Genomic DNA, 21,924 nt, shown 5'->3' on the forward strand with positions numbered 1-21,924 from the left:
AGCAACCGGAGCCGATGGAGCGACGGGAGCAACGGGTGCAACGGGAGCTGATGGAGCGACTGGAGCAACGGGGGCCGATGGAGCGACTGGGGCAACGGGTGCAACGGGGTCCGATGGAGCGACTGGTGCAACGGGTGCAACGGGAGCCGATGGAGTGACTGGAGCGACTGGAGCAACCGGAGCCGATGGAGCGACTGGAGCAACGGGGTCCGATGGAGCGACTGGGGCAACGGGGTCCGATGGAGCGACTGGGGCAACGGGTGCAACGGGAGCCGATGGAGCAACAGGTGCAACGGGAGCTGATGGAGCGACTGGAGCAACGGGAGCAACGGGAGCGGACGGAGTGACTGGTGCGACAGGAGTAGCTGGAGTGACCGGAGCAACGGGAACGGCTGGAGTAACTGGAGCAACCGGAGCCGACGGAGTGACTGGAGCAACGGGTGCTGATGGAGTGACTGGAGCGACTGGAGCAACCGGAGCCGATGGAGCGACTGGAGCAACGGGAGCCGATGGAGCAACTGGAGCGACTGGAGCAACGGGAGCGGACGGAGTGACTGGGGCAACAGGAGCAACAGGTGCAACGGGAGCCGATGGAGTGACTGGAGCGACTGGAGCAACGGGAACGGCTGGAGTGACTGGAGCGACTGGAGCAACCGGAGCCGACGGAGTGACTGGAGCGACGGGTGCAACGGGAGCTGATGGAGCGACTGGAGCAACGGGTGCGGATGGAGTGACTGGAGCAACAGGTGCAACGGGAGCCGATGGAGCAACAGGTGCAACGGGAGCTGATGGAGCGACTGGAGCAACGGGAGCAGACGGGGTGACTGGCGCGACAGGAGCAGTTGGAGTGACCGGAGCAACAGGAACGGCTGGAGTAACTGGAGTAACTGGAGCAACCGGAGCCGACGGAGTGACTGGTGCGACTGGTGCAACGGGAGCAGACGGGGTGACTGGAGCGACAGGAGCAGTTGGAGTGACCGGAGCAACGGGAACGGCTGGAGTAACTGGAGCAACAGGAGCCGACGGAGTGACTGGAGCGACAGGAGTAGCTGGAGTGACCGGAGCAACAGGAGTAGCTGGAGTGACTGGAGCAACAGGAACGGCTGGAGTAACTGGGGCAACGGGAGCCGACGGAGTGACTGGAGCAACAGGAACGGCTGGTGTAACTGGTGCAACGGGAGTAGATGGAGCGACCGGAGCAACTGGAGCGACTGGAGCGACTGGAGCAACTGGAGCAACTGGAGCAACTGGTGCAACGGGAGCCGACGGGGTGACTGGTGCGACAGGAGTAGCTGGAGTGACCGGGGTAACCGGAGCAACAGGGCCGAACATTCAAGCTGAGGGATTCTCTGCATTCCTGTCATCTTTGTCAGTTTCTACTTCTTCCCAACTTACGGGCTGGTCTGTGGCATCTCCATTTTACACTAATCCTTCCTTTAACCAAGTTACGGGAGATTACACAGTTCCGACAACGGGTAGATATTCTATTGAAGCGACCATTAACTATTCCACAACTGCCGCAATCTCAATTAGTCTTGGTAGTGGAATCAATCCTGCATTCGTAGTTCAGAGAACTTCTCCAACTTCAACAAACCTGGTAAGTGGATTATTTCCTGTGTTGGATGTGAATGTTGCGCTTATTCTAACTTTGAGAGCAATTTTGGGGAGCGGGACTGTAACGCTGACAGGAGAATTTGCACTAACTGCAGGTGATGTTATTGGCTTGTTCTATGTTTCTAATGGCTTGACGGTTCCTTTGAATCTGGGCGGTGCTAATACTTCGGGTATAGTATGGTCTGTTCATGAATTGACGTAAATTATCTCTGAATTTGATTGTGAAAGAGAGGATACTCAGTAGCCGTAAGGATGGCTTCCGAGCTATCCTCTGTTTTGTTAACGGGACATACCTCTCTGCATTTTAAGAAGATGTTGGACGATGCAGAACTGAAGCAAAGCATGTCCCGAGTAGGCTGCTGCATTGACAATGGGCCGATGGAATCCTTCTGGGGAACATTGAAATGTGAGAAGTACTACTTACATACCTACCAGACCTTTGAAGAACTCCAAACAGATATTGATACCTACATTCACTTTTACAATAACGAACGGTTACAGGCAAAACTAAATGGCCTCAGTCCCATTGAATTTAGGACTAAGGCCGCTTAAACTACTTTTATTTATTGTATTGTCTACTTGACGGGGTGCAGTTCACGTGTGGCTAGAGGGTATCCCTTTATTTAGATCATCAAAATCTCCCGGATGTCTTGTTCTGTAAGCGTAGATAATCCTTCCTGACCTGGTTGGATCACCTCATCGATCAAGTTCTTTTTCTTCTGTTGCAGCTCATACATTTTGTCTTCTACAGTGCCTTGGGTGACGAGTCGTATCACTTGCACTACTTTTTTCTGTCCGATTCGGTGAGCCCGATCCGCTGCTTGCTGCTCGACGGCTGGGTTCCACCATAGATCGTATAGGATTACAGTGTCAGCCCCTGTTAAGTTGAGTCCGGTTCCGCCAGCTTTTAAGGAGATCAGGAAAATATCTCGCTCTCCTTCATTAAACTTATTACATAGATCTACCCGCTGAGACACTGGCGTTTGACCATCTAGGTAAAAATATGGAATACCTTGATATCCGAGTTCGCGTCCAATCAGGCCGAGCATTTCTGTGAACTGGGAAAATACTAGCATTCGTTTACCCGAACTGCGGCATTCCTCTATGATTTCGAGCAGCTGCTCGAACTTGGCGGAGCTTCCTTCATACCCATCCACAAATAGAGCCGGGTGGCAGCACAACTGGCGTAGACGGGTGAGTCCAGCAAGGATTTTGATCCGATTATTATTGCCGAAACTATCCTGGGTCAGATGCTTAAGCGCCTCTTTTTTCAAACGTGCGAGATAAGCAACATATAGCTTCTTCTGCTCAGGCAGCAGCTCACAGGCTTGGAGGGACTCGATTTTCTCAGGCAGTTCCTTTAACACATCACTCTTTAAGCGCCGCAGCAAAAAGGGACGTGCCCGTTTAGCGATAGTTTCCCTCGGCAAATCGTGAAAAGCTTTTTTACCTGGAAACAGCCCGGGGAACACGGTACCGAAGATGGACCAAAGATCTTCCAGCGCATTCTCCACTGGAGTTCCAGTAAGTGCAAAACGATGCCGGGCCTGAAGAGCCATAACTGCTTGAGCGGTCTGCGTCGTATGGTTCTTTATGGTTTGTGCTTCATCGAGAATCAGGGTATGAAAAGATTTCTTAGCATACAACTGAACATCTCTACGAAGTAGTGGGTAAGAGGTGATGATTACATCTGCCTTCGCTGCATTTTTTAAAATCCGACCGCGTTCCGTTAAGCTTCCATCTGCAATAACAGCCTTAATCTCAGGCGTGAACTTTTTAAGTTCATTATGCCAGTTGTAGGTGAGAGAAGCAGGAGCGACAATAAGAGCGGGCAGACCACTCTGACGAATATCCGGAAGCTCAGAGAGCAGAAAAGCGATACTCTGCAGCGTTTTACCAAGACCCATATCATCCGCTAAAATCCCCCCGAAACGGTAGTGGGCCAGCGTCTTCAGCCACTGAAATCCATACTGCTGATAATCCCGGAGCACAGGAGCAAGACTCTCTGGTATAGGGAAATCAAGGTTCTCAGGATTGTGCATATTCGCAAGTAACCTTCTAAAAGATCTGCTCAGCTTGACTGAGTCACTTTGAGAATCAGCAGAGGTTAAATGTAATCCACGAACGACTGGTAAAGAGAATTGCGCACCTTTAATCTCACCTTCTCGAATGCCCATCTCGTTCATAAAGGTGATGATTTCTTGGAGCTCCTCGCTCTCCAGCGGTAGCAGCGCCCCTTCGGGCAAGCGGTAGTATTTACGTTTATCCTGCAGTGATTTTAAGACCATCACAATCTCAGATTCGGGAATACCACCCATGTCGAATTTAAAATCAAGCCAGTCGGTTTTCTCATTCCAACTAATGCTCACTTTTGGTGGCGTGGTTCCCGTGAACAATCTTTCTTTGACAGCAGTGGTCGCATATACCATTAGAAGCGGCTCAAGCAACGGAATCGTGTGATACAAAAAATCGTACTCACCTTCCTCATCCGTCATAATATAACCGCCTTCGGTTTTGGCGAAGGATTCATGCTCCATCAGCTCCAGAATTCGGGCCTCTCCTTCACCGTCGCGTATAAGAATCAAGTCCGTACCGCGAACATGGGCTTTTTCATCCAAAGGATTGATGATAATGTCACCATACTGAAACTCTAGCCCGGCGAGCAGTCGATCTCTCACACGGTCCAGATATAGCCTCGCTATAAGCTTATGCTGCACAATTCGATCAGCGATAGAGTCGGCGATATGCACGTGTCCCAGTTTTTTCAGACCAGGGATAACCTTGTCCATAAAAGGCTCCATTTGTTCTGGCGCAATATCGATGCCATCTCGACGGGAGGAATCTAGCATTTTTTTCATCTCAGATAGGCGCATGCATTCCTGAGCAGTTAGCTTTAACAGCTTACCTTCAGACAGCACAAGTCCGTAGTCTTCCAGAACTGAGATCTGCTCAAGTCCTTGAATATCCAGATGGTATCCCTCGCCTTCGGCTTGCTCGAACGCAAAGCTAAGGGGTGGTGCTTCATTAGACATATTAATGCCTTCGTACAGTCCCTCTCCTTGTTGCAGATATACCGACGAAGCCTCTGAAAGCGCAGGCTGAAGCGTCTCCCAGAAAAAAGGAGGGACAGCCAGCAAGCGATCTCCTCCCAGGTTACCACCATATGGAGCGTAGTTGGTGATGTTATCGCGATACATTTTTTCATTTAAGACAATTTCAATAAGCTTCTGAAGAACAGTGTTATCTTCCTTCCGGAAGCTGTGAATGGCAGGGTCATAGACGAAATGCTTCGAGAATTCGAAGGTTTCTCCACGGTGTATACGTTCCAGAAAACCCCTTATTTTATGAACGACATATAGCCGTTTCGAACCGATTTTCATTTCTACACCCAGCATGGTAGTGCTATAGCTGTAAGTGAATGGCTTGCAGATAAACTCTACATTTAACAGAATTCTATTATCCACAAAAGCTCCAGTCCCACTCGGACGCGGCTTATGGTTGCTAAACATGCCTAGCAGGCTGCTTACCAGATGCTGATCTCTGGACTTTTCCCCCATGTCTCGCGTAGAATCTGTAACCATGCGTGGGGTTAAGACTCCAGTATCTTCAATAGTAGAAAGGCTAGGAGTTTCGGTACGGTCTGGCCGTTCTCCGGCAGTTCCAAGGGCATCAATGCTGATCAGTACAGCTGCGATATGTTTGCAGAAAGGCCCTCCATGCGAGTATGCGGGACAAGTACACTCTGCCGATACATCACCATCTATATCAATGACAGCCACTACTTCGTGACCAATGCCCCCTTGAACGAACGCTTCATAACGAGACCGGGGCAGGTCTGGGATGGATTCATTGTGTTCTTCAATATCAAGGATATCGACGCTTCCAGACTGGTAATAAGCCAATCCTTTTTCATAAATAGACTTGCCGCACAGCAGCTTAATAACCCGTTCTGTTACACTAAAGCCCATAATCTAATTCCTTCCTAAAGTAACTTGTTTCTTCGAAGAACCCGGATTTATATAGTACTTATGATAACAGAACGGGCGTGCGCATCAAATAGGGGCTGCTGCTCCACTAATCCCATGCATTATAAAATGGATGGTGAGGTTAATCTCTTCCTCGTCGTTCCAGTCCTTTTCCGGCTGTAGCAGCAGGCGATTAAGCAAATACCCTATAACGGATGAAATAGTGAAACGTAGAATAGCGGGTGTGGGTAATTCGATGACCTCACCTTTAGCCTTGAAGTGCTCCACAATTTCAACGACGCGCTCCAGCACCTTGCTTAGAATATTCTCTGCGAATTGCTCTTTGAGCTTTGGCTGGAAAGGGATCTCCTGAATTAGAATCTTTAGAATTTTAAAATTCCTGCGGGCGAACTCCAGCCGATTGATGATGAGTGTCCGCAAGAACTCTTCAAAATTGTCATAGGGAACATCGAGCAACCCGTTGAAATTCCTAAGTACAAAAGGAGCTAACATACGACTCATGGTGGGACCTATGATGGACAGCAGTAAATCTTTTTTGGTTTTGTAATATCGAAAAATCGTTCCCTCTGCTACACCTGCCATTTGAGCAATCTCGCTAGTCGCAGCAGCAGCGTATCCTTTTTCGGAAAATACCTCAATCGCCGCTTGCAGAATGGAAATCTGCTTCGGTGTCAGCTTCTCGTCTTCACTTATGGCCAGCAGCTCTTCAATCCACTGCTCCTCCATATTTTGTTCCGTAGAATTGTGTTCCTTCATTACATTTACCCTCCAAATTTGCTACATTCTCCGGTGTTTGCGTAGTGCCAATACATTTAGAACCATGAATAGCAGTGAAAATCCGATCAGTACATAGACATCCAGAGCGATGGCACTCCATCCTTTGCCACGGATCATGATGTTCATAAGCGCTTCTGATCCATAATAAATTGGGGTTGCATAGCCGATGTGCTGTAGCCACAGCGGTAGGGTGTCGAGTGGGAATAGCCCGCTGAGGAAGATTTGTGGCACGATAATGAGCGGGATGAACTGAATCATCTGTAGCTCGTTGGCTGCAAAAGCAGACAGTAACGTGCCCAGTGTCAAAGCTGTCATCGACAGGAGTAAGGTGATCAACATTACGTAACCAAAGATTCCTGTCATCATAATGCCAAGAATCTGAATGGAAAACCACGAGATCAACAGCGCTTGGAATACGGTAAAAATGCCGAAGCCACAAACATACCCGAGTACAATCTCCCATCTTTTTAAAGGCGTAGAAAGTAGACGCTCAAGGGTGCCTGTAGTCCGCTCTCGCAGGAAAGAAACACCGGCAATCAGGAATACGAAAAAGAAAACAAATACGCCAATCATAATCGGACCGAAGCGGTCAATCGTCTTCATATTCTCAGAACCGTATAAGTAGCTGATCTGGGGCTGTAATTGCAGCTGTTCCTCTGTACTTGGAAGAAGCTTCTGAGAAAGTTTTTGAAGCGTCATAATTACCGCCTTGTTGGCTGTAGGGTTACTACCCTCTAACAACACTTGGGGGATAACTCCTGAATTCCCAGCCTTTCCGTCCAAAGTGATCAAAGCGTCAATCTTTCCTTCTACTAGAGCACTTTTCCCTAGCTCTTCGCTGTCATACTCTTTAATTGTGGTTGTGGCATTATGTTCTTTTAACGCAGCTGAGATATTTAGTGGCACACCGGATACTCCGATTTTTGGCTCATAGGCGTCCCCGTTGAATACCAAGCTCATTAAACTTAGAACGATGAGCGGTGCGATGAACATTAATGCCATCGTTCTTTTATCATGAATAAATTGTCGCAAAATTCGTAAGGTGATCGCTCGGATTCTCATGAACGGACACCTCCATAATATAGGAAGGCTTCTTCAATAGAGGTTGAGCCAGTGGCTTGAAGCAGTCCAGCAGGTGTGTCGGCGGCAAGCAGCTTGCCATCACGGATCATTCCAAGTCGATCACATTTCTCAGCTTCATCCATGACATGCGTAGTGAGTACAATCGTGGTACCTTTCTGGTTCAGAGCTTTTAGTTCTTTCCAGATGGATAGGCGGAGTACGGGATCGATACCTACTGTAGGTTCATCAAGAAGAAGTAGCGGAGGCTCATGGAGCAGCGCAATCGCCAGCGATAGGCGGCGTTTCATTCCGCCAGAGTATTGATCTACTCTTTTGCGCAGATGTTCCTGAAGATCTACCAGTTCCATAACAGCTTTGATGCGTTGGCTGCGCTCTGCACCTTTTAGTCCATATAGCGCAGCGAAGAACTCCAGATTTTCTTTTGCACTGAGTTCTGTATATAGGGCGTCAGATTGAGCCATGTATCCAATTTGCTGCAGCATGGATAACTTAGGCATGGTGACACCAAGTACCTTTACCTCGCCTGAGGTGACCTCATCGATACCAGTAAGCAGCTTTACTAGCGTTGTTTTTCCGGAGCCTGATGGCCCTAGTATACCGAAGGTTTCCGCACGATCCACTTGAAGCGAAATATCCTCGAGCACCTGTTTGTCTCCAAAAGCTTTACCAACATGGCTCACTGAAATGACTGGAACTTCCGAACCCATATTCATCTCCTCGATTCTGAATAGTCTGGGATACAAAATGGTGAAGCTGAGTACTCTCCACAACAATAATGAGTGAGCGCTCACTCATTATTGTGCTCCGGAATCTAATAAATGTAAAGTGATAGATTTTCGCTGCTTGAAATCTGTTTAAAATCAGGGATAAATCGCAAAGTAGCGGCATTTTTGCACAAGATGCGAATACTTGCGCACGAACCAACTTGATATGATGTTAATAAGGGATGCGGTGGATGGAAGGTTCTACAACTCAATGATGCATATGCCATTGCTTCCGGAATTGATTAGGTGTTGTGCCGAAATGTGTTTTGAACAATTTGCAGAAATGAGAGCAATTCGTGATCCCAACTTCCTCGGCAATGTGCGCGACCGTGTATTTGCTAGAAGTCAGAAGATGAACGGCTTCCTGCATTCTTTTGACCGTTAAATAATCGGAAATACTGCTACCTGTACATTCCTTGAACAAGTGGGATAAATGATGGGGTGAAAGATGTAGATCCTTGCTCATTTGATCGAGCCGCAAAGGTTCCTTATAATGCAACTGCAGCCATTCCATGATACTTTCTGCCTGATGTGGTTTACGGAGCAGTTGTTCCCTGGAGGTCGGCTTATGCTGTGTATCCCATAGCGGCTTTAAGGCACGTAGGAACGTAATTAGAAACAATGAAACCTCCTCGAGGAAATCATTTTTATGCAAAGCTGCAAGCGCTTTATCTAGATCCTCTAGAAGAGCTATCAGGGATTGCAGGTCCTGCTGTTCATACCATCGAGGTGAGGCTAAATTGCCGTTATGAATATGATTAAAAAAGCTTTGTAGAATGGGCCACTTGTCAAAATAAGCTTTAAATATGCTGGGCTCATAATGCACGATCGAACGCACGAACGGAACTGCCTCATTGATTTCAATTTGAATATGATGCAGTTGAAACGGCTGGAAAATGCAGATCATCCCTGGCTTTATTTCATAGCTATTCTGATCAATAATCAGCGTACCTTTACCTTCATGAACAATAAGAATTTCAACACCTTGATGGGCATGGAATGTACCTTGATAATCGTCTGTATTCGTACTAGTTCTTTTATATACAAAATAGAGATGGAACGGTTGTAAGTCCTGCTGCTCATTGTACGTCACATTCGTGTTCCTCCTATATAGTAGGGATGCGGATAACCTATCGTTTACAAAAGTATAAGAGAACCATTGCATAGCTAGCAACATTTAGGCGAAAAAGTCTTACACTAATGGAGGACATCGAATCATGACAAAGAAAAAGACAGAGTTACATAACGCAGGGTATAAAGCTTGGCTCGAATATCCTTATATTCAATCGAGTACCGTAAGAGAGCGCTATGCTTCATGGTGTTATAACATCTTGATATCCAAACAAGATCATCCGGTGATCAAAAGTGCTGTGCAAGAACTAACATGTGGCATACAAGGAATGCTCGATATAGAAGCTACCATTGCTGAATCTCAGGATAAAGATATACAGGCCTGTATTACGATCGGTACGTTTGACAGCCATCATCCGTTGATTACGCATACCTTCAGCGAAGCTGAGAGGACAGAGGTTAGACCTGAGGGATATGCCATTCGAACAAACACGGAGAAGAACTGTATTGCAATTGGTGCCTCCACACCTGTTGGATTACTGTACGGCGTATTTGCATTCCTACGTTTGCTTGGAACGGGTCAATCTATCGAAGCGTTGGATGTGGTGGACAATCCTGTAAATCTTCTCCGTATGATGAATCAATGGGATAACATCGATGGAAGCATCGAACGTGGTTACGCGGGGAAATCCATATTCTACACGGACAACGAAATCACTGAGGACTTCGATCGTTTGCAAGATTATGCGAGAATGCTCGCTTCGATAGGAATCAATGCGATTGCTATAAACAATGTCAATGTACATCGGTTTGAAACGATGTTTATTACGGAGCGCTATCTTCCTGACATCGCGAAGATTGCCGATATCTTCCGTAACTATGGTGTGAAGCTATTTCTTAGTATTAACTATGCTAGCCCGATCGAAATTGGTGGATTGAATACAGCGGATCCATTAGATTCTGAGGTACGCCAATGGTGGAAGGCTAAGGTAATAGAAATCTATAAAGTGATTCCTGACTTCGGTGGTTTTCTCGTAAAGGCTGATTCAGAGAATCGTCCAGGTCCGTTTACTTATGATCGTGATCATGCAGAGGGTTCGAATATGCTGGCTGAAGCTTTATTGCCTTTCGGGGGAATCGTCATCTGGCGCTGCTTCGTCTACAATTGCAAGCAAGATTGGCGGGATCGCTCCACCGATCGTGCACGTGCGGCATATGATCACTTTAAACCGCTGGATGGTCAATTCATGGAGAATGTTATTTTACAGGTGAAGAATGGTCCGATGGATTTCCAAGTACGTGAAGGCGTATCTCCTCTGTTCGGTGCCATGAAGCATACGAATATGATGATTGAATTTCAGATTACACAGGAATATACAGGCCAACAGCGTCATGTCTGCAACCTTGTTCCACAGTGGAAGGAAGTTCTTGATTTTGAAACGTATGCAGCGGATACAGGTTCATCGGTAAAACGGGTTGTCGATGGATCCATGTACGGTTATAAATATAGCGGCTTCGCTGCTGTTTCAAATATTGGGAATGATCATAACTGGACGGGGCATTTATTAGCGCAGGCCAATCTGTATGGTTACGGTCGTCTCGCTTGGAATCCGGAATTAAGTGCAGAGCAAATCGCGAAGGAATGGATTATGCTCACTTTCAGTGCAGAGGATGAGCAGTTAATAGATACGATTCGTGAGATCTTGTTAACCTCTTGGAATATCTATGAATCTTATACTTCGCCGCTTGGGGTAGGCTGGATGGTCAATCCAGATCATCATTACGGTCCAAATGTGGATGGATATGAATATTCGAAATGGGGAACGTATCATTTTGCAGACCTACATGGTATTGGCGTAGACCGGACAATGAAGACAGGTACAGGATATGTTGGTCAGTATCAAGGAGCGAATGTAGATCTGTATGAATCGGTAGCTACATGTCCAGATGAGCTATTACTGTTCTTCCATCATGTCCTGTATACGCATACTCTTCAATCTGGTAAAACGGTCATCCAGTATATTTATGATACGCATTTTGATGGCGTGGATCGGGCTGATCAACTGAAAGAGATGTGGCAATCTCTTGAGGGGAAGATAGACGACAGCAGACACCGACAGGTGGCAGACCGTCTGAATGAACAGGCACTGCATGCCCGCGAGTGGAGAGATATCATCAATACGTATTTCTATCGAAAAAGCGGGATCCCAGACCAGCATCAACGCACAATATACTAAACATTGAATCAGAAAAGATTATTTAATGAGGGCTGGGAATTTGCTAAGAGCACCTTAGAAGTGGCGGACGGTAAATTCTTGGATTTTAATACCGTAGATCTCCCTCATGATTGGTTGATTTATAACACTTTAGACTTGTAAGGCTGTTATTAAATTTATTACGCTTTAATATAATCCGCAAAATTCTCCAGTAAGTATAAGGAGTTCATATCTTCACGCAAATGATGCTGGACTAGCTCGTCAATTTTGTCCTTTTCGTGGTTTGTCATACTATCCAGAATCATATGATGCTCGCTCAAAATTTTCTCCAGTTTTTCTTGTTTTAGCATATGCAAGCGCCGATATCTTTCATAATGCACATTGGAGAACTTAATTAGCTTCCATAAATATTCATGTCCTGCTAATGTGAACAGTGTCTTATGAAAGGTGTCATCCAAGGCAAGAAATTGCTCAAGTGCATGTTCTTGAAGTATGGCGTTCCTTTGCTCTTCTAAGTTCTTCTTAAGTTCCAGAACTCCCTTAAGAGTAAGACTACCGGATAGACCATTGATAATATCTTTTTCCAGAACACTTCTTAAATAGATGATTTGCTCGACGGATTCTAAATCAATGTACGAAACGATATTCCCTTTTTTCGGATACACATCAATATAGGATTCAAGTGATAGTTGCTTTAATACATCGCGCAAAGGTGTTCTGGATATCTGAAACCGCTCAGACAATACCGTCTCACTTAGAATGGTTCCAGGCTTTAGTGTTAGGTTAAGAATTTCGTGCTTTAGTAGGTTCAAAATATCTTTTTTGGTGGACATGAGGTTACGTCTCCATTGTCATTGAATTTGTAATTAGTATACATGAAGCGGGATGCTGACAGAAGAAAGTTATTTCAATTATATATTTGCAAAATCTTGTATACAAGTTATAGATATGAATATATTATATTGTTGACAATATTCATAATTTCATTCTAATATTTGAGTATATTATCTTGTATACAAGATTTCGAAACATGAAATTACAGGAGGTTTTATCCAGGTGAACATGACATGGAGATGGTATGGAGAAGGCAATGATAACATTACACTTGATCATATTCGGCAAATTCCGGGTGTAATGGGAATTGTCTGGTCCTTACATCATAAGGTAGCTGGCGAAGTGTGGGAAATGGATGAAATTCAAAAGGTTGCGGATCAAATTACGAGCAAAGGGTTCAGTACTGCTGTAGTCGAGAGTGTAAACGTCCATGATGATATCAAAATTGGACTCCCGACGCGTGATAAATATATCGATATTTACATAGACACCATCCGGAAGCTAGCCAAGGTAGGTGTTAAAGTGATCTGTTACAATTTCATGCCGATCTTTGACTGGACTCGGACGGAGCTGTACAAGGAATTGCCGGATGGCTCGAATGCTCTTTTTTATGAAAATATGGCTATTAATGAGAACCCACGCGACATGGTGAATCGCATTCTCGAGGGGGCTGGCGAATTTACGATGCCTGGCTGGGAGCCGGAGCGACTTGCGAGGCTCGATGAGCTATTCGCCGCTTATGCAGATGTAACGGAAGAGAAGCTGTTCGAGAATTTGGTCTATTTTCTAAAGCGAATTATTCCGGTCTGTGAGGAAGTGGACATCAAAATGGCGATCCATCCCGATGATCCTGCCTGGCCGATCTTTGGCTTGCCCCGCATTGTCCGCAGCCGCGATACGATCCGCCGTTTACTTGACGCAGTAGCCAGTCCGTATAATGGATTAACCTTCTGCACTGGGTCACTCGGTACGAATCCGAAGAACGATCTGCCAGCTATGATTCGGGAATTTTGTAATCGCATTCATTTTGCTCATATTCGAAATGTTAAGGTTTTTGAGAACGGTGATTTTATTGAGGTGTCTCATCGTGGACGAGATGGCAGTGTGGATGTGGCAGAGGTTGTCAAAGCGTATCATGAGAATGGATTTACAGGGTATGTACGTCCAGATCATGGTCGTCACTTGTGGGGAGAAGAGAAGACTTGTCGCCCGGGATACGGGCTGTACGATAGAGCACTGGGGATCATGTATTTACTTGGTGTATGGGATAGCCTTGAAAATACGACGGGGGTGAAGTGATGCTGCTCCTGACAAGAGAGAGTATTCGAACATATGCAGAGGAGTGGGAGGACGCTGATGTGGAGCTTCCTCAGTTTGATTATGAGCAGGTGGCAAAGAATACGCATGTGAGACCGGAATGGATTCATTTTGGAGCGGGTAATATTTTTCGGGGATTTGTTGCAAATGCTCACCAGAAGCTGTTGGAGCTTGGAAAAGCGGATACAGGCATTATTGCCGCTACCTCCTCCGACTACGAGCTGATCGACAAGATTTATAAGCCGCATGATCATTTAACACTTCTCGTGCTAATGAATGCGGATGGCAAGTTTACGAAAAAGGTCATTAGCAGCATTACCGAAGCTATTATGGCAAACAAGAATCGAGCGCAGGATTATTGCCGTTTAGTTGAAATATTTGAAAATCCGAGTCTGCAGATGGCCAGCTTCACCATTACAGAGAAAGGTTATACCTTAACGGATTCTAATGGAATGTACCTTGATATCGTGAAGAATGATATGGAGCAAGGGCCTGAGCAGCCTTCCCACAGCATGAGTGTTATCGCTTCTCTTGCTTACCGTCGATATCTAAAAGGTCAGTATCCGATGACTTTTGTTAGTATGGATAACTGTTCGCACAATGGGGATATGCTGAAAAATAGCGTGACTACAATCGCCAAGGCATGGGCTGCAAAAGGGTTTGTGGAGGAAAGTTTTGTTGTGTACCTCGAAGACGAGAGTCGCATAACATTCCCCTTGTCCATGATCGATAAAATCACACCTCGCCCGTCCGAGGTTGTACGTAATGCCTTACAGGAGCAAGGTATTGGCGGTATGGATATCATAATAACCCCGAGAAACGCTCATACCGCACCTTTCGTTAACGCAGAGGTTAGCGAATATCTGGTCATTGAGGATAAGTTTACGAATGGGCGACCATTATTAGAAGAAGTCGGTATTATATTCACAGATCGAGAGACCGTAAACAGGGTGGAAACGATGAAGGTTACAACCTGTCTGAACCCCTTGCACACGGCATTAGCGGTCACTGGCTGTCTACTAGGCTATACGCAGATTTCGGATGAGATGCAGGATCAGACCCTACGTACATTAGTCGGGTGGATTGGGTACAAGGAAGGATTGCCTGTAGTTGTAGATCCTATCATTCTAAGTCCTCAGCAGTTTTTGGATGAAGTGCTGCAAGAGCGATTGGTGAATCCATTTATTCCGGACACCCCGCAGCGAATTGCGACAGATACCTCGCAGAAGGTGGGCATTCGTTATGGGGAAACGATCAAATCGTATGTACAACGCGAAGATCTAGATCCACTTGATTTGACGGCGATTCCATTAGTAATTGCTGCTTGGTGCCGCTATTTGATCGGAGTGGATGACGAAGGGGATTCATTTGAGCTAAGTCCCGATCCGTTAATGGAGTCCCTTCAAGCGCATCTGCAGGGAGTGACTTTGGGAGATTCGACCTCTAATGTGCATAGAATTCTAGATAATGAGAAGATTTTTGGTGTACCGTTATATGAAATCGGTCTGGGTAGCAAGATTGAGGGTTACTTCTATGAGATGCTGAAAGGCCCAGGAGCTGTGCGGGGAACGTTGGAAAAGCACTTGAATGAAGAATTATGATAGATCGTATTTAACAAAAGCCTCATGGAGTAAAGCACTGCATACCGCAGAGCATACTCCATGAGGCTTTTTTTGTCTAGTTCATTTGGTTTATCTGGATTGAGCAGTCTAGTACGCTAATATACCTACTTTTTCAAAAAAATAATTATAGTTAATATTTCCATAACATTCCTCTGCAACAGAGTTGACAATTGTAGACGAAAATGACATTAGCAGTTACCTATACGAAAAGGGTGAATCTAATTGAAAAACAGTAAATGGATAAGTGCAACGTTGGCTTCAGCACTTCTTGCAACAGTAGGCGTTGGGAGTGTATCTGCAGCTAGCATCGGCAGGAATGTAAAATCTGTAGCTGCCAATCAAACCGCTGCCAAAACAGCAGTTAAAGAAGGTACAGCTACTTGGAATGTAAACGGTACGCCGATTGTGCTTAACACCATTAATAGCAGTGGCTACAAGCTGTACTCACTGAATCAGGTAGCTGGTGAAATTGGAGCTAAGTTAGTACTTGGAGCTGGCGGGTTTGAACTTAATGACAGCAAAGGATTACATAATGTCCAACTCAAAACAGGCTCAAAGAGCTATCAAGTAGATGGTAATTCCGAGACGTTCACAGTTGCTCCAGTATTTTATAACGGTAAAACCTATGTAGAACTTACTAAGCTAGTTTATGCCCTAGGTGGAGAACTGGATGCTGATGCTAGCACGATTCTAAGCTTTGCTCGTCCTGAAGGATTGTTTGATACTTTGCACTGGACAGCTGCTGGAAGCCTTATTGCGAACAAAAGTGATGCGGAAACCGCTCAGCTTATCAAATTCACTACTGACCCAGGTAACTATGAAGTATTTTCTTCGGATGACAGTGCGGTGGATTTTGCAGTATCGCCGGATGGGCAGTGGGGAGCTTTCAATGATGAGACTGGTTTGCTGAATTTGATTAACTTGTCTAGTGGTGCTATTAAGAAGCTGGGTACTGACAACAGTGTGAAGACGGATCTAGTTTGGTCCAAGGATGGTAAAAGTATTTACTTCATCCAAGGTGACAAGCAGGAGAAAATCGCAAAAATCGCTGTAGACACTGGAGTGGTTAAGTCCGTTTTGGCAGATAAGGTTGAGAATAAATCTGAACTGCGCATTTCCGCTGATGAGAAGAGTGCGGTTTACATCGTTAACTTAACGGGTGTGGCTAAAAATGATGCAGATAGCACAGAAGATTCCCTCACCGTAGACTTCAGCTCTGCTGGAGAGCAGCTTTACAAGCTTGATCTAATTACAAAAGATGCTAAGCCAGCTGCCCTGACCACTACACCTGATAACAAGCTGTACCCTGAAATTTTGGCTGATGGAAGCCTCGTATACCTGAGCGCAGATTCAGATGGTAATGCAGCTAACACACTGAAGGTTATAAAAGCAGACGGAACAAGCACTAAGATTGCACTTGATGTTGAAGTAAATTGGTCTACTGGTGTTAACAATGGTTTGGTTGTAGCTGGTTCAGCGGCAGACGGAAGCACAGTAGTCTATTCCATTGATAATAATGGAGCAAAGACTGAGCTATTCCGCTCCACTGAGGACGTATCTGAAGTAGAGGTTTCCAAAGATGGCAGCAAGCTTGCCATCGTAAGCGAAGGCGTTGTACAGGTGATCCAAGGCGGTAAAGCATTGCAACTGTCTAAATAATAATTATCCCTAATCATATTTTAACGGCGTAGAGCCGAGAGGAGAAATAATACAATGAAGATTTTCAAAAAGCTAACAGTAACGGCTCTAACGGCTGTAATTGCGGTAACCGCATCTTTCGCAGGGGTTGCAGCAGCAGCCGATTCACTTAAAGGTAAAATCACAGTAAACGGTTCGACCGCACTTCTTCCGTTGACGCTTCAAGCGGCAAAAGAATTCCAAAAGCTACACCCTAAAGTGAAAATTGCAGCATCCGGTAAAGGTTCTGTCACTGGACCTCAAGCTGTAAAAAAAGGCATCGCTGATATCGGCGCTTGCGACTGGGATGCTAGCATCGACGTACCAGGCTTCAAAGCTTTTGACGGACAGGTAGCGAACAAAGTGGCTGTCATTCCTTTTGCTACAATCGTTAACAAAAATGTTGGCGTAGAAAACCTTACAACAGAACAGCTTAGAGGTATTTTCGCAGGTAAAATCACGAACTGGAAAGAAGTAGGCGGTGCAGATGCTGACATCGTGGTTATCACTCGTTCCTTCGGTTCCGGTACACGCGTTAACTATCAAGCTAAAGCTTTGGATGGCGGAGATATCGTTAAAAAAGCTAAGAACTACAAAGAAACTGGTTCTTCCGGTGACATGAAAACAGCCGTAGGAACAACGCCTAACGCTATCGGTTATATCGACCTTGTATATGTAAGTGGCGATGTTAAAGCTGTTAAGCACAATGGTGTTGCAGCTACTACGGACAACGTAATCAATGGATCTTACAAGATCTGGGCTTATGGTTACTACATGACTAAAGGCCAACCTACTGGCGCAACAAAAGAATTCATCGAATACGTACAAAGCAAGAAGTTCCAACAAGGTTCCCTGAAAAAGCTTAAATTTATTCCGATCGCAGCAATGAAGGGCTAATATCATCTAAAGATCATATTGAACGGTAACAGCGGCCAGCTCCGATCTTGATACGGGGGTGGCCGCTTACAGGAGGGAAAGTATGGGGGCACCAGTCCACGGCTTGGCAACTAGGGGAAAAGAGAGCATAACGAAGGTTAGCGCTAATCCCAAACGTCATGGTAGACATTTGTTTAGCAACAAATTGTTTAAGTTTTATTTTTTATTCAGCATTCTTGCGCTTTGCTTCGTGCTTGGACTTGTAATTCTATTTATCGGCAAAACGGCTATGCTTCTGTTCGGCCATCTCTCGCCTGCGGACTTTTTCTTTTCCTTTAACTGGACGCCGGAAGAGGATTCTTTTGGAGCGGCTGCCTTCATTGTAAATACACTTTCACTAACTGCATTGACGCTGTTGATCGCAGTGCCTATCTCGGTAGGGATGGCAGTGCTTTGTGCAGAGATCGCTCCCAAATGGATGAAGACTTTTATTCGTCCAGTGCTAGATTTATTGGTAGGTATTCCTTCAATAGTTTACGGATATATAGGCTTAACGGTATTGCTTCCTTTCTTGCGCAGAGTTAGTGGGGAGAGCTTAGGTGATGGCTTGTTAGCTGCTGCACTTGTGCTCGCATTAATGGTCCTGCCAACGATTTGCCGAATCAGTGATGATGCTATTGTTTCTGTGCCGCGCAAATATCGGGATGCTGCATATGCTCTTGGATCTACCCGTTTACAGGTAATCATGCGCGTAATACTGCCTGCGGCTAGCCGGGGGATTATCTCTGCGGTTATTCTGGGTATGACTCGTGCTGTGGGTGAGACGATGGCGGTTGTTATGGTTATCGGTAATACACCGCAATTGGCGAAGACGTTATTCACGCCAGCATCGGTGTTGACTAGTAACATCGTTATGCAAATCTCGAATGTAGAGTTTGACTCTACTTGGAACTATGCGCTACATATGATGGCATTTCTCTTGCTAGTAATTTCATTTGTATTAATTTTGATCATCCGCGTGCTGGGTAGAAAAAGGAGGGATGCAGCGTGAATGGATTCGCAAGTACAAAGCATACAGCGCGTGCTCAGAGAAACAATAAAATTGCGACCATAGGGTTTTATACACTCGGGGCTTTAGTCATGCTGCTGATCTTCTGGCTGCTCTTCACGATTCTTAGTAAAGGCCTACCGGCACTTCGGCCTGATTTCTTGATTAAACAGCCTGAAGAGATTGACGCAGGTGGTGGGATTGGCCCAGTACTGTTCAACTCATTTTACATTTTGTTCATCTCGCTGTTTATTTCCGTTCCAATTGGTTTGGGTGCGGGAATCTATATGGCTGAATATGCGCCAGATAATAAATTTACAGGGGCACTGCGTATTTGTGTAGAATCTCTGTCATCGGTTCCTTCGATTGTGTTCGGTATGCTCGGACTTGCGATTTTCGCGGAATATTTCGATGTCGGTCTGACGATTCTTGGCGGAGGCGTCAGCTTGGCGCTGCTGAATCTACCTATGCTTGCGCGAGTGACAGAGGAAGCGGTACGTGCCGTTCCTGGGGAGATACGCGAGGCTGGATATGCGCTGGGGATGACTAAATCTCACGTGATTCGTACAGTAGTCCTACCCGTTGCAATGTCTGCAATTGTTACTGGAATTTGTCTCGTTGCTGGACGCGCCTTTGGGGAGTCTGCGGTTATCATTCTTACCGCTGGTCTCAGTACCTCGGGGGAAATGTGGGATTTCAATCTGTTCTCGCCGGGTGAAACCCTGGCCGTACACCTTTGGTATGTACAATCCGAGGCGATTGTAGAAGATGCACGTCAAATTGCTGATAAGTCGGCAGCCGTACTTGTATTTGTAGTTTTGTTTATCAATTTTGTATTTCGATTTCCGCTGTGGCTGGGAAATCGCCGGAAATAATGAACTGGGGTCTACGGGGGATACCTGTAGGCTTTTATTTACGAAAAGCTGCTCTAAGGGAATGTTACCATTCGCTTAGAACAGCTTTTTGAGATTTATCTGGGAGCTTTTTAATGGTGAGACGAATAGCTAGGTTAATTTTTGGATATGCTAATCTTCCGTGATTGAATGATTACGCTCAACTTGGTCAAATTGGGGAACGAATGAGAAATAGCAGATTTGCGAAGAATTGATTGGTGGATTATGTAGAGTTGCTCGTGAATTGGTGAGTTATCAATGGATATTCGTGAGTGCTCCCGATTCGTGAACTTGATTGCTTAAGGATTGTTTGTTGAGTATTCGCATAGATAGAGGGAATATCTCCCTATAATTCAACGCTCTATGGTCTCTAAATGCTTATATATGGAAATCGTCCCTATAATATCTCTGATTTGATCATGAATAGGGATTTTGAGTAATATTAACGGGAGAAATTCCCTATAAAGCTTGATTTTTAGCGATTCCAGGCAATTTTATAGGGAGCATTTCCCGATAGTTACAGACTAGCTAGGATATAATTCTTTTCGATCTGGTCCTAGGGGGGTTCCACACTAGAAAGTACCTGAAGGTACCCTGCCTACACGCACTTCAAGTAACTCCGAGAAACGTCAACCGCATCAGAACAACTGCCGAAGTTACTCTATAAACCTAGTGCCCTGAACGTACCCTGCCTACACACACTTCAAGTAACTCCGAGAAACGTCAACCGCACCAGAACAACTGCCAAAGTTACTCTATAAACCTAGTGCCCTGAACGTACCCAGCAACACAGCATCGCAAGTAACTCCGAGAAGCATCAACTGTATCCGCACCAGCCTAGCCGCCTAACACAGACTGTTCAACGAACCTAACTGTCTCCCTGAACGCAAAAACAGCCTCCCCGAAGGAAGGCTGTTACTCTGACGTCCCGGAAGGGATTCGAACCCCTGACCGTGCGCTTAGAAGGCGCATGCTCTATCCAGCTGAGCTACCGGGACATGATTGCTGGCTGAAAAGCAAGCAGGGATTATCATATCATGTATGTTGAATTTTTTCAAGCTGTTTTTTAAAAAGAGTACGGGGTATGCTATAATCTACAATTAATAAGTTTCGGATGAAGCTTAAGGTCTTAATAACATTTATGACGTTTTAGATTCAATTCACATAATTAGCTATAAGGAGGTGCCCTCATTAAAGATTCAGATTCCCCCGCCACTAAAGAGAATATTGTCCTGTTCCCCAAGACACTGGACTATTATCAAATCCAGCTTACGGTGATGCTGGAGAGCGAACGGTACGGGGAAGCGATGGAGCTGCTTCGTTTTTTGCTGCAGTGTCAAGGACAGGAAGAGCGGAATTACGAGGAATGGCGGTCTCTGCTGGAATGGCTGGAAACGGCTTTTCCCTATGCCTCCCAGAATGGAGATGCGGGAGGAGCCGTTCACCCCGAAGACGAAGATTTAAGGGAAGAAGATATGGCCCGTCTCTTGGCCAGATCAAAAATGACTGAGGATGCGGGGTATCCTCAAAAGCTGCTGCAGCGGGTAATGAATGAGCCGCTGTCAGAGGCGACAATCCTAGCACTAGAGCAGCTTTCTTATCTGGAAGGCGGCGGAGTTGATGAGGCGCTGACGGCTTGGCTGCAGGGGGGGAATGTTCACCCATTGCTGCAATTTCGGACCCTGCAGACCCTTCGGCGGCGCGGGGTGCAGGGAACGGTCAATCTGATTCGTGGTCACGAAACAGCAATTGTAGAGATTGAAAGTGTGCCGCTGCAGACAGAGGGTTTTCCACCGCAGGTGAGTCAGGTACTGGAGCGGGTAGCCGAGCAGGCGGAGGTACATGAGCCTACGCTGTATTATTTTGCACAGGAGCTCTGGGGCCAGTTCGTCATGTCGATTTATGGATCGGAAGAGTATCGGAAATTACTGGATGGGGAAGACGCGCTACTCGATATTTGGGCAGGGGCGTTACACCAGTTTGTATCTGAGAGCTTAAACGGGACACGGCAGGAGGAGGAGACTCGTGGAATGTACGGCATTACAGACGGCATGCGCTTTCAATTTGAGGGAGCTTATCGAGCGATCAAGGGTTTTGTAAAGACTTCTCTACTTGATAAATAAAGTAATGTTGTATATAATATAAT

16 protein-coding genes, 1 tRNA gene and 1 pseudogene are annotated in these 21,924 nt (G+C 45.8%); 11 read left to right on the forward strand and 7 right to left on the reverse strand.

The features are described 5' to 3' along the window. Positions 1–1,816 (forward strand): annotated as a pseudogene (locus UQ64_RS31930) (collagen-like protein); the annotation flags it as partial. 50 nt (positions 1,817–1,866) lie between these two features. Beyond that, positions 1,867–2,166, forward strand: a complete 300-nt coding sequence (locus UQ64_RS01630) for an IS3 family transposase (RefSeq protein ID WP_082650938.1) — start codon at positions 1,867–1,869, stop codon at positions 2,164–2,166. A 71-nt stretch (positions 2,167–2,237) separates the two neighbouring features. On the opposite strand, the gene UQ64_RS01635 is transcribed toward UQ64_RS01630, so the two are convergent. The 5 genes from UQ64_RS01635 to UQ64_RS01655 form a co-directional block, all read right to left on the reverse strand. Continuing rightward, positions 2,238–5,582, reverse strand: a complete 3,345-nt coding sequence (locus tag UQ64_RS01635) for a DEAD/DEAH box helicase (protein WP_060621804.1) — start codon at positions 5,580–5,582, stop codon at positions 2,238–2,240. A gap of 84 nt (positions 5,583–5,666) precedes the next feature. Then, positions 5,667–6,356, reverse strand: coding sequence for a TetR/AcrR family transcriptional regulator (locus UQ64_RS01640; RefSeq protein ID WP_156417419.1), 690 nt, complete (start codon positions 6,354–6,356; stop codon positions 5,667–5,669). Positions 6,357–6,377: 21 nt separating this feature from the next. Next, the gene (locus UQ64_RS01645; RefSeq protein WP_060621805.1) at positions 6,378–7,439 is read right to left on the reverse strand and encodes an ABC transporter permease; all 1,062 of its coding nucleotides are present in this window, start codon (positions 7,437–7,439) and stop codon (positions 6,378–6,380) included. Continuing rightward, on the reverse strand, positions 7,436–8,167 hold the full coding sequence (locus tag UQ64_RS01650; protein ID WP_060621806.1) for an ABC transporter ATP-binding protein: 732 nt from the start codon (positions 8,165–8,167) through the stop codon (positions 7,436–7,438). The genes UQ64_RS01645 and UQ64_RS01650 overlap by 4 nt, the downstream gene beginning before the upstream one ends. Positions 8,168–8,432: 265 nt before the next feature. Then, the gene (locus UQ64_RS01655) at positions 8,433–9,317 is read right to left on the reverse strand and encodes a helix-turn-helix domain-containing protein (RefSeq protein ID WP_060621807.1); all 885 of its coding nucleotides are present in this window, start codon (positions 9,315–9,317) and stop codon (positions 8,433–8,435) included. Between the two features lie 124 nt (positions 9,318–9,441). On the opposite strand from UQ64_RS01655, the gene UQ64_RS01660 reads away from it, so the two are divergent. Then, entirely contained in the window at positions 9,442–11,532 is a 2,091-nt protein-coding gene (locus UQ64_RS01660; protein WP_060621808.1) for an alpha-glucuronidase family glycosyl hydrolase, read from the forward strand. 3 nt (positions 11,533–11,535) lie between these two features. Beyond that, entirely contained in the window at positions 11,536–11,673 is a 138-nt protein-coding gene (locus tag UQ64_RS31515) for a hypothetical protein (protein ID WP_209445677.1), read from the forward strand. A 17-nt stretch (positions 11,674–11,690) separates the two neighbouring features. Here the strand turns inward: UQ64_RS31515 and UQ64_RS01665 are convergent, their stop codons facing one another. Further along, complete coding sequence (locus tag UQ64_RS01665) at positions 11,691–12,344, reverse strand: GntR family transcriptional regulator (protein ID WP_060621809.1); 654 nt, start codon at positions 12,342–12,344, stop codon at positions 11,691–11,693. Positions 12,345–12,567: 223 nt separating this feature from the next. Between UQ64_RS01665 and uxuA the strand changes: the two genes are divergently transcribed. The 6 genes from uxuA to pstA all read left to right on the forward strand — a co-directional run bounded on the left by uxuA (position 12,568) and on the right by pstA (position 19,760). Further along, positions 12,568–13,644, forward strand: a complete 1,077-nt coding sequence (gene uxuA / locus UQ64_RS01670) for a mannonate dehydratase (protein WP_060621810.1) — start codon at positions 12,568–12,570, stop codon at positions 13,642–13,644. Further along, positions 13,644–15,263, forward strand: coding sequence for a mannitol dehydrogenase family protein (locus UQ64_RS01675; RefSeq protein WP_060621811.1), 1,620 nt, complete (start codon positions 13,644–13,646; stop codon positions 15,261–15,263). The genes uxuA and UQ64_RS01675 overlap by 1 nt, the downstream gene beginning before the upstream one ends. A gap of 243 nt (positions 15,264–15,506) precedes the next feature. Further along, complete coding sequence (locus tag UQ64_RS01680) at positions 15,507–16,943, forward strand: stalk domain-containing protein (protein ID WP_060621812.1); 1,437 nt, start codon at positions 15,507–15,509, stop codon at positions 16,941–16,943. A 54-nt stretch (positions 16,944–16,997) separates the two neighbouring features. Continuing rightward, entirely contained in the window at positions 16,998–17,858 is an 861-nt protein-coding gene (locus UQ64_RS01685) for a phosphate ABC transporter substrate-binding protein (protein ID WP_060621813.1), read from the forward strand. An 82-nt stretch (positions 17,859–17,940) separates the two neighbouring features. Then, positions 17,941–18,888, forward strand: coding sequence for a phosphate ABC transporter permease subunit PstC (gene pstC, locus UQ64_RS01690; protein ID WP_060621814.1), 948 nt, complete (start codon positions 17,941–17,943; stop codon positions 18,886–18,888). Continuing rightward, a complete protein-coding gene (pstA, locus tag UQ64_RS01695; protein ID WP_060621815.1) occupies positions 18,885–19,760 on the forward strand; it encodes a phosphate ABC transporter permease PstA in 876 nt (291 codons plus the stop codon). Before pstC ends, pstA begins: the two co-directional genes overlap by 4 nt. 942 nt (positions 19,761–20,702) lie before the next feature. Here the strand turns inward: pstA and UQ64_RS01700 are convergent. Continuing rightward, a tRNA-Arg gene (locus tag UQ64_RS01700) sits at positions 20,703–20,776 on the reverse strand. A gap of 279 nt (positions 20,777–21,055) precedes the next feature. Here UQ64_RS01700 and UQ64_RS01705 point away from each other — a divergent pair. Next, the gene (locus UQ64_RS01705; RefSeq protein WP_060621816.1) at positions 21,056–21,901 is read left to right on the forward strand and encodes a hypothetical protein; all 846 of its coding nucleotides are present in this window, start codon (positions 21,056–21,058) and stop codon (positions 21,899–21,901) included. Positions 21,902–21,924 lie beyond the last annotated feature (23 nt).

The sequence above is a fragment of the Paenibacillus etheri genome (assembly GCF_001012825.1).
Classification (GTDB): domain Bacteria; phylum Bacillota; class Bacilli; order Paenibacillales; family Paenibacillaceae; genus Paenibacillus_AQ; species Paenibacillus_AQ etheri.

Bases quoted from the DNA above. Each gene is read 5' to 3' on its own strand.
- UQ64_RS01665 (WP_060621809.1), bottom strand. From the start codon at position 12,344: ATGTCCACCAAAAAAGATATTTTGAACCTACTAAAGCACGAAATTCTT.
- UQ64_RS01705 (WP_060621816.1), top strand. From the start codon at position 21,056: ATGCTGGAGAGCGAACGGTACGGGGAAGCGATGGAGCTGCTTCGTTTT.
- UQ64_RS01630 (WP_082650938.1), top strand. From the start codon at position 1,867: ATGGCTTCCGAGCTATCCTCTGTTTTGTTAACGGGACATACCTCTCTG.
- UQ64_RS01645 (WP_060621805.1), bottom strand. From the start codon at position 7,439: ATGAGAATCCGAGCGATCACCTTACGAATTTTGCGACAATTTATTCAT.
- UQ64_RS01650 (WP_060621806.1), bottom strand. From the start codon at position 8,167: ATGGGTTCGGAAGTTCCAGTCATTTCAGTGAGCCATGTTGGTAAAGCT.
- UQ64_RS01660 (WP_060621808.1), top strand. From the start codon at position 9,442: ATGACAAAGAAAAAGACAGAGTTACATAACGCAGGGTATAAAGCTTGG.
- UQ64_RS01635 (WP_060621804.1), bottom strand. From the start codon at position 5,582: ATGGGCTTTAGTGTAACAGAACGGGTTATTAAGCTGCTGTGCGGCAAG.
- UQ64_RS01685 (WP_060621813.1), top strand. From the start codon at position 16,998: ATGAAGATTTTCAAAAAGCTAACAGTAACGGCTCTAACGGCTGTAATT.
- pstC (WP_060621814.1), top strand. From the start codon at position 17,941: ATGGGGGCACCAGTCCACGGCTTGGCAACTAGGGGAAAAGAGAGCATA.
- UQ64_RS01640 (WP_156417419.1), bottom strand. From the start codon at position 6,356: ATGAAGGAACACAATTCTACGGAACAAAATATGGAGGAGCAGTGGATT.
- UQ64_RS01675 (WP_060621811.1), top strand. From the start codon at position 13,644: ATGCTGCTCCTGACAAGAGAGAGTATTCGAACATATGCAGAGGAGTGG.